Below are 13,027 nucleotides of genomic sequence, written 5' to 3' on the forward strand. Positions count from 1 at the left end.
CAGCATCGCTTCGCCGATCAATGTGAAAAATCTTCCCGCTGGAATCTACCTGGTGAAAATATCTTTCCAAAACGGGGCAGTCGAAAATCGTAAGGTGATTATTACCCGCTTATAAGGTAAATTTTATTAATGAAGCGAAACAGGACCTTTCCTACTTTTGGAAGGGTCCTGTTTCGCTTTCCATGGCATTGCAGCTCCACAGGAATTTACGCTCTTTAGCCCTGATTGTTAGCATGTGGTTGGATACCTAATTCATAAAAAACGTTGTGGATTCTTCAAGTGGATTAAGATTCAAGCTTATTTATTCGTTTTAAGCCATGATCACTTGGTTTAAGTAATAACAACAACGCTAACCGTTTTTACGATAAATAATTAATTATTTTCTTTCATTGATGTTGATGAAACGATACTTAATATTGCATCTCATATGATCAGTATTGTTCCATATCAGGCACATGTGCCATCTCAGTTCCGCGAGATCGCCGGTTCACTTCACGAAGCAACAAAAGCGCGGGATATATCCATTTGTCACATAGGCTCCACAGCTGAAATATGGGTCGCTTCCATTAATTGGTCACCTTCCCACACTGATCTGTAATGCAACTTCCTCCAACCGCCGCACTGGAACATCTGATCAAACATTTTCTCGTCATTGATGTGGACGACATTCCGTACCGAAACCTGAGGATGTTTTCGGATGGGAACACCGGGATGGTCTTCAATTATAAAGACCCTATTCTTATCCGGCAACATAACACACCGGCTGCAAGCCTTCCGTCTTCCTTTTTTTATGGTCCTTTTCACCATTTTCAGGACCTTACGGCCACAGGAAAAATCGGTATTCTGGTGGTCGTTTTTCATCCTTTCGCTATTTCTTCTTTGCTAAAAACGCAGGCCACTAGTCTTATTGATCAGGTTTTAGATCTGGAAGATATCTATTTTCAGGAAGCCGTCGATTTGTCGGACCAGATACATCATGCTCAAACCAACCTGACCAGAATCGCCTTGATCGAAGATTTTCTTCTGAAAAAGATGGCCGATTTTAAGCCCGCAAACAGCAATGCACTTCAAGCGGTGAGGCTTATTCAACAGGGCAATGGCGATATGCCCGTTCGGGTCATTTTATCCTCACTGCAAATCAGTGAAAGGAAGTTGGAGCGCGTTTTTCAGGAGTACGTGGGGTATTCGCCCAAGAAGTTTGCAGGCATTACCAGAATCCAGTATTTTCTGAAACTATTGCGTCAAAACCGACCTGCAAATTATACAGGCCTGGTGTATGAGGCAGGTTTTTTCGACCAGGCGCATTTGATCCGGACTATGAAAAATATTTCGGGTTTAACGCCGGGCGAGTATCTGGACCAGCCCAAGCTGCTCGCGGCCAATTTTTTGGAAATACCTTTATGACTTTTTCGCAATTGTCGGATTTGTACAATCAGAGAAGTTTGAGTGCTGGTAGCTTTGGGTATTCATTAAAATTGGACAGAATTTATGGAAAATTTGAAAGTCGCGACGGCGCAGTTTGAAAACCGTAGTGGAGACAAAACTTACAATCTCGAAATGATCGATACACTTTCGCGGCAGGCTGCGAAGGAAGGTGCGAGGGTAATCGCTTTTCACGAATGCTCGGTGACGGGTTATACATTCGCACGGAATTTGTCCGGGGAGCAGATGCTGGCCATTTCAGAAAGCATCCCCGACGGTCCCAGTGTACGGAAATTGACTGAGATTTCACACGCAAACAACATTACCATCCTGGCGGGTTTATTTGAAAAGGATGCAGAAAATAACATGTATAAAGCATATGTGTGTGTGAATGAAAATGGGCTGGTTGCCAAATTCCGCAAACTACATCCATTCATTAACCCGCACCTAAAGCCAGGCAATGAGTATGTGGTATTCGATTTGTTTGGATGGAAATGTGGAATTCTGATCTGTTATGACAACAATATCATCGAAAATGTGCGGGCAACAAAACTGCTTGGAGCTGACATTATTTTTATGCCTCACGTGACGATGTGCACGCCGTCTTCGCGCCCTGGTGCCGGTTTTGTCGACCCGGCTTTGTGGTTCAACAAAGAAAACGACCCCACCACCCTGCGACAGGAATTCGACGGACTCAAAGGGCGGAGCTGGCTGATGAAATGGCTCCCGGCCCGTGCCTACGACAATGCGATTTACGCCGTCTTTTCAAATCCAATCGGGATGGACGATGATCAGTTAAAGAATGGCTGCTCCATGATTGTAGATCCTTTCGGAGACGTTGTAGCAGAATGCCGCGCGCTGGGTAATGACATCGCGATTGCTACCCTGGTTCCTGAGAAGATAAAAGCAGCAGGCGGTACCAGATACCTTAACGCCCGCAAGCCGGCTTTATACAGTGAGATCATCGGTAAGGCACATGTCTCAGAACAGAAGGTGGTTTGGCTTTAAAGCTGGTCAGGTTAGGAGCCACATGCGCCTTTAATCTTATTTGGTGAGATCCTAACCGCAATCTGTCAGGTTCTTTGAACGAGCCTGACAGATATCTATTCCAAGATACACAACGCCATTATTTTTTGTGCCAATCATATCTTAACCAACCATAAAAACTTAATATAGTTTCAGACGGGAATAATTACTCATCTAAAAACAAACACCTTCCTGATCATGTCGGAAAGGTGTTTTTGTGAGTAACAGATGATTGGTATAAACAGCGATGATGCCATTTTTAACCTCACATTCTGTTATGATTCCTGTCTCAAAGCTATCTGCCGGAACTCACAGATTTTAGTTATTCTCCTGATGTGTACATACTGAAATGTCGATTTTCTGGCCGACTGGGGATATGGAACTGTCAGAAAAAAATAGGTTGTACACTAAATCGTGCAATTCAGCTTCGGTTAGTATCTTTTCGTCCGGAGCCTCTTTTTGACCAACATTTACTTTTAACACATCTTCTCCATGTGCATCCACTTCCGGTTGCCCGCCAATCTCGATGCCGGATTGGTGCAGGTGATGAGTCACGGCATCATTAATTATACTTTTTGATTCTTCCGAAAATGGAAATTGACCAAACTTTATCATGGTTAATAGTTTATGATTGCTGATGTTATGAAACTGAGCTGTGGATGCTTTTCGGCACCGTCAACTTTTAATGATATTATCCCGCGAGATGATTTAGGGAAATAAAATATCACATTTACTTATTCAAATACTTTCTCACCGCCGCTGCGGATGTACCCACTTCCCGCACAGCTTGTTCCAGCTCTTCCCTGGTAACATTCAGCGCATCGGTCCAGTAAGCAACCTCGTAATCTTCTTTTACATTGATACGGCTACTATCGGCCACTCCTTGTTTTGTTTTGTCGTCTGCCATGGCTTTTCACGGTTGGTTGATGTGATATTCATATCAAAATCCGTACCAGTGTAGCAGTACCAGCGGGTGAATCAAATAAAGCCCAATTCAGGGCTTTTCATACGTGAACCTGTATTCAGGATTGGGTATGTTTTTGGATTCAGAACAATTAATTCTGATGGTTAAGGAGCAACGGCCAGCAGATCTGCTCCCTTTTTATGCTGTAATTTCCAGGAAAACCTGGCGCTTACGGGATGGTGGTCGGAGAGTGGTTTTCCATTATCCAGAAATGAAAAATTTTCAAGATGATATTCAGAAACAGTGAATTGAATCAGTTCATTGCTGCGGTAAAAAATCTTGTCGATTGATTCGGCCTCTCCCGTAATTTTAAGAATATTACTTTCCGGCAATTTTTTGTCCGCAGCCGGTATGTGATTCTTGTTTTTCAGTTCCAGCCAGGCATCGTTAAACTCATTTTCTTTCAAAAACTGATGCACATTGTCATAATGATAACTGTAATGCGCATTAAAATCACCCATGATGATCACAGCCTGATCCTTTGAATTTTCCCTGATAAACTTTGATAGCTGAATCAGGTTTTCACGTCGTGCCCCGGCAGCTGACAAATGGTTGTAAGCATTTGCGTGAATATTGTACAGATGTATAAAGAGCTTATCTGCAATTTCAATCCTTGAAAAAGTGAAACCTTTCGGAGTGAGACAATCCGCACCGGTACAGTTGTTCCATGGAACGTGCCGAACCTGATGTACCGGAAATCTCGATAAAGTGTTCAAACCATCACCAAACGGAACGCCGCCTTTGGTCCTGGTGCGAAACGGGTGCGCATTACCCGAATGATAGAGTTGCCTGTTGTAATTAAAATCCTCCTGCACATTCACAATGTCGAAGTTGTTGAGTCTTCTTCCTATTTCCGCTATGCTTGGTGCGCGCCTTGTTGCAGCACTGGAAATGATCTGCGGCAAGCCAGCGATGTTGTATGTCAAAACAGAGAATTCTCCTGAATCCTGGCTCTTTAGATTTATACTGGTATGGTCGGTTTGCCTCAGTTCCGATTGCTGTTTTGAGAAATCCGGGAAGGCGGGAGAGAAAAAGAGGAGTGTGGCGAGCGCGGACTGTGCTGAGAACCGTCCAAGAAATCTTTTATTGTAAGGAGATTTCCGAATCATATGCTGAGGTTTTGTTTACCAAAATTACACCTGCATTATGACCCGTGAAGTGTACTTAGATTAACATTTTATTACCAATAAGAGAGGCGTTGTCAGGATTTCAAAACCAAAAATGGCGGTCATTTCTGACCGCCGGCAATCTGCAACAAAAAAGTGGGCGCATACACTGCAAGTACTTATTTGTGGTTGTAAAACCAACACAGGTTAATTCCTGATATTGCGCTGCGATCATCTTTTTGATAAATAGAATGTAGCAGATGTATACCTGCTGCGAATTTCATAACGTCGCGTTCCGATAATCGGATCCTGCAAAAAGAATGAAAGAGATTGCGCCATGAAGGTAAGGCAAAAGCGAAGCCAAAAAACAGAGGAAACACAATGATAATATTGGAGCCGGCGTGTGAAGAAAAGCGGAACAAATGCGATTGCCTAGTCCATCTTTTGCTTTTAATAAATGAATGGCACCGTTAAACGGATCTCTATTGCGGAGCTGTGAGGGAGAAATTAATTTGGTGCTGTTAAACTGATTATTGCACCCTGAACCGTGAGACAGGAAGTATTGACTGTACAGTTATCAAATCTTGGAATCAACCGCAATAGCTAATATGGACCAAATTGTTATTTTAGATCGGCAACCCATGCTACGTTTGGGATTAAAACTCCTGTTGAATGAGAAATATCAGGAGTTCAGTATTCGGGAAGCGCACAACTTTGACGAGTTCTGCGGGTGTCTGCAACCTGATAACGACGTGTCTATTTTTATCCTCGGGTTGGATCCGGAAAAGGAAAAGACTGATCTGCGGATAATCAGGAACATCAAAAGAAAATTCCCTGATGCCCGGATTGTACTGTATGCCGACAACATGGAATCTATGGCGCTCATGATGTGCTTCCGGGCAGGTATTGCCGCATACATACCTAAGCAAAGTACCGAAACGGAATTGATCGAATGTTTACAGTCCGTTCGCTGCAAAAAACGGTACTTGTCCTCTCAGATTTTAGTACAGCTTACAAAAGATCCCGGGCAATACCCGGGCTTCCTGCTCCCGCAGTCCGGTTTGCGGAGAGGGGACATTAAATACCGGCGGAAATAGAACAACGATTTTTATAATGAGGTCTTGATTTTGAATCAGAATTTGAAAGTCAATGCCAGTTGTACCGATCGTATTATCTGAAAACAAGCATGTAATGCAATAAAAATGACACGGCGGTTGATGAATTACTCCATCAGCCGCCGTTTCATTTGCCAGGATCCTGTTATCCTTTTTATTGGTAATTAGGATGTTGTTTCAAATTGGGATTAACGTCCAGCTCGTCCTGAGGTACCGGGAACGCGTAGCTTTTTTCAGTTGGCTTAAAAGTGGTAATTCGTTTGATAATGGCATTCTGCCGCTTCAAATCAAAGTACGCATGGCCTTCCTCACAAAGCTCCCAGGAACGCTCCTGAATGATGGCTTCTCTCAGCGATTCTTTTGTCATAGAGCCTGGTGTGAGCAAGGGGAGTCCTGCTCTTTCTCTCACCATGTTAATCCCTTTTACAGCTGCCGCGCTCGGTCCTTTTGCCTCGTTTTCTGCTTCTGAGTGCATCAGCAACACATCGGCATAGCGGGTAATTGGCAGGTTTGTAGCGTAGTCACCTGTGCCTGTTGCTTTGTTGTCATCCATATTGATGAATTTGTTAAAGTGAGGCAGAGTGATTGTTTTTGGATACTCATACACCGTTCCGTTTCCTCTGATATCACTGTAAGAAACGACAAACGTTTTGTTGCGTCTTTTATCTTTTGCATCCATAGAATCAAAGAATTTGGTCTCAGCTACCAGAGAAGACCAGCCATCCAGCCTCAGCTGGTTACCGCTGCGAATGCCGGTGAAAGTCGGAAAATCTTTTCCCAGGCCAATCCCGCTTTCCAGTTCCATGCTGAAAATATATTCTTTCGCATGTTCATTGGCGATGGTAAAAACATCACTGTAGTTGGCATGAAGGCCGTATCCATACGCAGTGTTGTTGATAATCTTGTTGGCTTCATCAGCAGCAAGAGCCCAATATTCCTGTTTGTTCCAGGGCTTTCCGGCTCTGGTCAGATAAGCCTTTGTGAGCATCGTTTGCGCAGCTCCGGCTGTTGCCCGACCAATATTTCTGCCCGTTTGTACAGGTGGTAAAACCGATAGCGCATATTTAAAATCGTCAATGATCAGTGCCCACACTTTTTCGTCTGTATCGGCATTGGAAGGATAAAGATCCTCATTGTTTTCAACCACTACGTAAGGCACATGATCGAAGAAACGCACCAGTGTCAGATAGGCGAGTCCACGGAGAAATCTTGTCTCCGCCACAATCTGCTCTTTGTTAGCCGGGTTAACATACGTGATCTGATCCGCATATTGGATGACCGTATTTGCGCGGTTAACCATTTTGTATAAACCACTCCATATTGTTTTGAAGCCGGTAGAACTTGGCGTCCAGGTGTATTGATCCAGCTCCGAACGCCACGCTTCACCCGAGTTGTTGGGCCACGATGACTCACCCGGATATTCGCCAGCAAGCCACACCTGCCTTCCCCAGCAATCGCCTGAGTGCATCGCATTGTAAACTGAAATAACACCCGCCTGCATGTCTGCTTCGGTTTTGTAAAAATTCAGGGGAGTAAGCGTATCGTACACTTTTTCTTCCAGGAAACTCTCGTGACAGCCGAACATGCTCGTCAGAAAGAGTGCTGAGGAAATCCATATTTTGAAATTCTTTTTCATCGTCATATTTTTTAATAGCATTTACATCTGATCAAAAACCAACATTAACACCAACCATGAAGGTACGTGCGGCAGGGTAGGCGTTGTAATCCACACCAAGCTGAAGATTACTGTTTCCCGGCGAATTCACCTCCGGATCAAATCCGGAATATTTGGTGAAAGTGAGCAGATTCTGGCCTGTCACATATATGCGGCACGAGCTGATACCTTTCGCAGGTTTGAAAGTGTAGCCAAGGGAAGCGGTTTTCACTCTTAGGAATGACCCGTCTTCGATCAGCCAGGACGATTGCAGCAGAAGCGGGTTAACTGTTACACGTGCACGCGGAATATCCGAAGTCGGGTTGGCTGGTGTCCAGCGATCTACTATTTCCTTTCTCTGATTTCCCCACGGACCGGATACGTTACTTTCTGCTCTTTGTACGTTCAGGATGTCATTTCCGTAAGTTCCCTGCATGTAAACCGACAAGTCAAATCTTTTGTATGAGAAGTTGTTCGACCAGCCAAATATAAAATCAGGATTGGGGTCACCAACAATCATTCTGTCTTCTGCCAGGTTGATGGATCCGTTTCCGTTGCGGTCAATGAATCGGGCATCTCCAAGTTTATCATTTGCTGCGGATCTTGGGCCTTTGTCATACTGCTCCTGATTTTGGAACACGCCATCATATTGAAGCAGGTTCCAGACACCGACCGGCAAGCCTGGTTCAAGCCAGCTTCCGTTTATTTTCAGGTGACCCGATATTTCTTCCTGGGTGGAAGGTGTGTAACCCGGGATCTCCAGAACTTTGTTCCTGTTTAATGACCAGTTGATCTGTGAGTTCCATTTGAAATCCTTCACCGAAATATCACCGCCAATGCTTAGTTCAAGTCCTTTGTTTTCGAGACTTCCGATGTTTCTGAAAATGGATGGGAAACCGGATGTTTGCGGAATGCTGACGTTCCAGAGCAGATCGGTCGTTTTCTTGTAGTAATAATCTGCTACAAATGTCAGACGGTTCCCAAAAAGATCGAGGTCAATACCAACGTCTGTGGTAGAGGTCGTTTCCCAGCGAAGGTCCGGATTGGCAATATTTCCTGGCGCCAAACCTGAAACGAGGGCACCGCTTAAATCGTAGTTGTAAACGTTCAGGCGCGCAAGAGAGCGGTAGCCCGCAATATTCTGATTACCTGTTTTTCCATAACTAGCCCGCACTTTCAGGTTACTGATCGCATCAATATTCTGTATGAACGACTCCTCGGACAACTTATAGGCAACGGCCACAGAAGGGAAAAAGGCCCATTTGTTGTTCGCACCAAATTTAGAACTACCATCCGAACGCCCTGTAACCGAAAGCAGGTATTTGTTATTGAATGTATAGTTGATCCGGCCCAGGTAAGAAACAAGCTGGCTTTGGTTCTTCCATGAAACAGGCGTGGTAAACACCGCACCTGCGTCCAGTTTGTCGGCTCCGTAAAGATCCGTCAGGAAATTACTTGAAGATGCACTAAACAGCTGATCTCTATCCATTTGTAATGTGTATCCAGCCACAACATTGAACAAATGTTTATCAAATGCTTTGTTGTAAGTAAGAATGTTTTCGTTCAGATAGGATAGGGAACGGCGGTTCGACTGGCCGGCTCTGCCGTTGGCATTGTAACCGTTCACAGTTTGACGGGGCTCATAGGTTTCCCTGTTGGCATGAGACATATCGGTACCCACCGAAACCTTCAAAGACAAATCCGTGATGATGTTCCAGGTAAGTGCCATGGTTCCCATCAGCCTGTCCACGTTCTGAAAATCTTTGTTAAACAGCACAATAGGAACAGGATTGTGTACCGTGGAGCCGCCGGGCGTTGGATTGAGTCTCGTGTAAGATCCATCCTGCTGAAATATAGGAACAGTTGGTGGCATAATAAGGGCAGCGTTAACCGTGTTCGCATTGCCGCCGCCATCACCTTCCGACCGGCCATTGTTTCCCCATACCTTGCTTGCAGTAAGGTTGGTGGTGAACATGAGATTTTTGTTCAGCTTGGTGTCAATGTTGGCTCTCACCGATGCCCGCTTAAAATCGGATCCTTTAAGAACTCCTTTTTGGTCAAAATAGCTGCCGGATACCGCAACTCTTGTAATGTCATTACCTCCCGAAATGTTTAAGGTGTGATTTTGAATAGCCGCAGAACGAAATATCTCATCCTGATAGTCAACACCTTCTCCCATGGTTGCCGGGTCAGGAAAATTGTAAAGATCAGCCGGATTTGGATAGGCAGGTGTAGCCACACCATCATTTGCTCTGGCCTCATTCACCAGTGTTGCAAATTCCCTAGCGTTCATCATATCCAGTTTTTTTATCACCTTCTGTACGCCATAATATCCGTCGTAGGTTACGGTAGTTTTTCCGGCTTTTCCGCGTTTGGTGGTCACCAACACAACACCGTTTGCTCCGCGTGAACCGTAAATCGCTGTGGCAGATGCATCCTTTAATATTTCCATGGAAGCGATATCACTCGGATTGATCGACGCAAGCGGATTCTGACCAGCTCCGTTCCCACCCGCAGTTCCGCCGGCGGTAATGGGGTAGCCATCAATGACATAAAGTGGTTCGTTACCGCTGCTTAATGAATTGCCGCCACGAATCCGGATGGAAACACGTCCGCCCGGAGCAGAGGAAGCCTGCGTCACCTGAACTCCCGCCGCACGGCCCTGAATTGCCTGATCGAAAGAAGTAGTCGGCAGTTTTTTAAGATCTTCCGCTTTTATGGAAGATATAGCTCCGGTCAGATCACTTTTTTTCTGCGTTCCGTAACCTACAACTACAACCTCTTCCAGTGCTTTGTCGTCTGTTTTAAGTTCCACATTCAGGCTGGTTCTGTTTCCTGCCGGAATTTCCTGCGTAAGGTAACCCACAAATGAAAACACCAGTATTGCATTCGCGTCCGGAACGTCTATCTGATATTCTCCGGAAATATTGGTGGTAGCACCTTTGGAAGTACCTTTTACAATGATGTTGACACCCGGCAGTCCTTCACCTTTTTCATCCGTTACTTTTCCGGTAAGAGACTGAAATGCTGCGGGCTTTTCCACAGGTGTCAGGACAGAGGATTCCTTCGCTTTTTCCTCTTTTTTAATGACAATATTTTTCTTAAAAATCTTGTAAGACAGTGGTAAATCCTGGAAAAGCTGATTCAAAGTCTGGTCAATGGTGGCATTTTTAATGTTGACAGACACGAGCCTTGACGTTGGCAAATCAAGCTTGTCGTACAGGAAAAGGTAATCAGTCTGGCTTTCAATGGCTTTGAAAGCTGCTTCGATCGAAACATTTCGTTTTTCCAGCGAAATTTTCTGGCTGTACCCGGTCGCGGTTACTTGCGATAGGGTCGCTATGAGCAGGAGCGTTACCAGTTTCATCGTCCTTAATAGTTTAGCAGGTATGGCCAGCCGCTGAGACTTTCCACGCCGTAGTAAAAGGTTTATTTCCATATATTTGTATGATTTAGGTAAGACAAAATTGCTTTGTGAAAAGAGTCAGATTGATGAGCCTGAGTTATGTTCAGGGGAAATGTTCGCAGCATTTTCCCTGTTTTTGTTTCAGGTCAAAAAGACAGTTAGCTCGGCGGTTTCAATAGTATTTTCATCATTCAGGGTTTAGATTGTTAGTGGGGAAATTTAACGTTCAGCTATATACGGTTAGGGGTTTAGGAAGAGACTATAATTTTTTTGTCTTCGATTTTACAGTTTACGCCGGCATATTTCAGCATTTGAAGCAACTCCGAGATGTTAACATCCATAGACACCTTTCCGGTAAATTTCCGGACGGGAATTGTGCCATCATAGCGGACGTCGATGTCATACCAGCGCGCAGCTTTCTTCATCACTTCCTGAATGCTCGCATCCTGAAAATAGAATAATCCTTTCTTCCAGGCTATCACTTCGTCAATGTCTGCTTCCTTTTTGGTCATTGTACCTGAAAGTGCAATGGACGCCTGTTGCCCCGGTTTCAGCATCATGTTGGCTTTTTTATTAGTCAGCGAAACGGAACCTTCTACCAAAGTGGTTCTGAAATCGGCTTCATCTGCGTACGCCATCACGTTAAAACTGGTACCCAGAACTTCAATTTCGGTTTCCCCGAATGATACCCGGAACGGGCTGCTTTTGTCTTTAACCACCTCGAAATAAACCTCACCCGTTACAGCGACTTTCCTTTCGTTTTTGGAAAAGACAGCCGGAAATTTTATCGATGAAGCAGAGTTAAGCCATACCTTGCTTCCGTCCGGCAACACAATTTGATATTGTCCGCCTTTGGGCGTTGACAGCATATTCATCTGAGCAGAAGGCTGAATATTCTGTTGACCGGATGCGTGGTAAACCAGCTGGCCGTTTTCCTTTTTGTTTACTTCCGTACCGCCCTGCCTGGCAAGAACGCCGTTTGAGGCACTGTCAAGTACGATGGTCGAGCCATCCGCAAGCGTGAGCATGGCGCGGTTGCCGCCAGGGGCGAAATCTGTTACAACGGACTTCTCAATGGCGACCTCTCGTACTGCGGATTTAGATTGAAACCTGTACAATACTCCGAATCCGATAATCAGGAAGATCGCCGCCGCCACATAACGCCACCAGTAAAAGACGGAGATCGTTGGTTGCTCTGGTGGTTGTTCTTCTTCCCCGCCTTCATTTGCTGGTCTTACGATACCATCAAAAATACGGTTGCTGTCTTCTTTGGTGAAAAAAGGATTTTCCAGTTCTGAGTTTTTCCAGGCTTCATGAAGCAACCCGGAAAGTTCCGCGTTGTTTTCCGCATCCTGTACAATCGACATAAACTCTCTGGTTTCAGCATCAGTTGCTTCTCCGGAGTAATACTGTTTGAACAGGTAAGCGAGCCGACTGGAAAAATCCTTCATATAACAACAATTATTTCCGCGTGATACAAAATGATGCGTTTGTATCTAAGACAGAAAAAGTGTTAAAAAAGGGGGTATTTAAATGTGATTATTTTTAAATAAAGTAGGATATAAATAAAATAAAACTGATAGTCAGCCTCTTACGAATGTAGCAGGTGATTGATTCGGTAGAGATTTGCAGGTACTTTTTCACCGTTTCGCGCGACAAACTGAGACGATCCGCTATTTCGGAGTATTTCAAACGTTCGTGCCGGCTGAGTAAATACACAAGCCGTTGCTGGGGTGGGAGGCGGTCAATTGCTTCATCGACAAGAAGATATCGCTCATGGTCTGCTTCGGGTTCTTCAATTTGCAGTTCGTAGCCTACTGCGCCGATCTCGGTGGTTAATGCTTTTTCACAGGCGATTCTTTTAAGACAGTTTAGCGCATGATTTTTAGAAATAACGAAGATATAAGCATCAAAATTGGTGACGGCAGACAGGGAATCTCGGTTAGTCCACAGTTTTAAAAATATGTCCTGCACCACTTCTTCCGCCAGCTCGTGGGATTTGGTGATTCTGAAAATGTAGGCTCCAATCCTATGGTGATACTCATTAAAAAGCCACCTGAATGCCCTCTCATCCCCGTTTGCAACGCGCGGCAAAATGTCCTTTTCGTCTATGGCAGGTGCTGAGTATGACATTTTCTAAATGGTCATTAAGGAAGACAGAAATCCGGATCATATTTTTCACTTAGGAAAACAAATGTAAAGGAAACCGGATTAATTCTAAATTATTTATAGTTAAAATAGTACTATAACTATTTCTATAATCTACCTGCGAGTTCTTAGCAGGTACAGATTCAGATGTAGCGTACTAATTACAAATACAGGATCAGCGGTTTT

General features: G+C 44.5%; 12 protein-coding genes. 5 read left to right on the plus strand and 7 right to left on the minus strand.

The window, feature by feature from the left end; all coding sequences use genetic code 11:
• Nucleotides 1-22: 22 nt before the first annotated feature.
• The 4 genes from LZG71_RS30720 to LZG71_RS22385 all read left to right on the plus strand — a co-directional run bounded on the left by LZG71_RS30720 (nt 23) and on the right by LZG71_RS22385 (nt 2,430).
• The gene (locus tag LZG71_RS30720; RefSeq protein ID WP_409013659.1) at nt 23-115 is read left to right on the plus strand and encodes a hypothetical protein; all 93 of its coding nucleotides are present in this window, start codon (nt 23-25) and stop codon (nt 113-115) included.
• Nucleotides 116-427: 312 nt separating this feature from the next.
• Nucleotides 428-598: a GrpB family protein gene (locus LZG71_RS22375; RefSeq protein ID WP_233824151.1), complete on the plus strand. Its 171-nt coding sequence runs from the start codon at nt 428-430 to the stop codon at nt 596-598.
• Nucleotides 598-1,404, plus strand: a complete 807-nt coding sequence (locus LZG71_RS22380; protein WP_233824153.1) for a helix-turn-helix domain-containing protein — start codon at nt 598-600, stop codon at nt 1,402-1,404. The genes LZG71_RS22375 and LZG71_RS22380 overlap by 1 nt, the downstream gene beginning before the upstream one ends.
• An 84-nt stretch (nt 1,405-1,488) precedes the next feature.
• A complete protein-coding gene (locus LZG71_RS22385) occupies nt 1,489-2,430 on the plus strand; it encodes a nitrilase family protein (RefSeq protein WP_233824155.1) in 942 nt (313 codons plus the stop codon).
• Between the two features lie 336 nt (nt 2,431-2,766).
• Here LZG71_RS22385 and LZG71_RS22390 read toward each other — a convergent pair whose 3' ends face one another.
• The 3 genes from LZG71_RS22390 to LZG71_RS22400 form a co-directional block, all read right to left on the minus strand.
• On the minus strand, nt 2,767-3,063 hold the full coding sequence (locus LZG71_RS22390; protein WP_233824157.1) for a hypothetical protein: 297 nt from the start codon (nt 3,061-3,063) through the stop codon (nt 2,767-2,769).
• Between the two features lie 115 nt (nt 3,064-3,178).
• Nucleotides 3,179-3,355 carry a DUF3606 domain-containing protein gene (locus LZG71_RS22395; protein ID WP_233824159.1) on the minus strand — a complete coding sequence of 59 codons (177 nt, stop codon included), beginning with the start codon at nt 3,353-3,355 and terminating at the stop codon, nt 3,179-3,181.
• 161 nt (nt 3,356-3,516) lie between these two features.
• Nucleotides 3,517-4,521, minus strand: a complete 1,005-nt coding sequence (locus LZG71_RS22400) for an endonuclease/exonuclease/phosphatase family protein (protein WP_233824161.1) — start codon at nt 4,519-4,521, stop codon at nt 3,517-3,519.
• Between the two features lie 605 nt (nt 4,522-5,126).
• Between LZG71_RS22400 and LZG71_RS22405 the strand changes: the two genes are divergently transcribed.
• A complete protein-coding gene (locus LZG71_RS22405; protein ID WP_233824163.1) occupies nt 5,127-5,615 on the plus strand; it encodes a hypothetical protein in 489 nt (162 codons plus the stop codon).
• Nucleotides 5,616-5,787: 172 nt separating this feature from the next.
• On the opposite strand, the gene LZG71_RS22410 is transcribed toward LZG71_RS22405, so the two are convergent.
• The 4 genes from LZG71_RS22410 to LZG71_RS22425 form a co-directional block, all read right to left on the minus strand.
• Complete coding sequence (locus LZG71_RS22410) at nt 5,788-7,269, minus strand: RagB/SusD family nutrient uptake outer membrane protein (protein WP_233824165.1); 1,482 nt, start codon at nt 7,267-7,269, stop codon at nt 5,788-5,790.
• A 31-nt stretch (nt 7,270-7,300) separates the two neighbouring features.
• A complete protein-coding gene (locus LZG71_RS22415; protein ID WP_233824167.1) occupies nt 7,301-10,726 on the minus strand; it encodes a TonB-dependent receptor in 3,426 nt (1,141 codons plus the stop codon).
• A 215-nt stretch (nt 10,727-10,941) separates the two neighbouring features.
• On the minus strand, nt 10,942-12,144 hold the full coding sequence (locus LZG71_RS22420; RefSeq protein WP_233824169.1) for a FecR family protein: 1,203 nt from the start codon (nt 12,142-12,144) through the stop codon (nt 10,942-10,944).
• Between the two features lie 94 nt (nt 12,145-12,238).
• Nucleotides 12,239-12,826, minus strand: a complete 588-nt coding sequence (locus tag LZG71_RS22425; protein WP_233824171.1) for an RNA polymerase sigma factor — start codon at nt 12,824-12,826, stop codon at nt 12,239-12,241.
• Nucleotides 12,827-13,027 lie beyond the last annotated feature (201 nt).

It is taken from the genome of Dyadobacter sp. CY312 (assembly GCF_021390535.1).
Lineage (GTDB): Bacteria > Bacteroidota > Bacteroidia > Cytophagales > Spirosomataceae > Dyadobacter.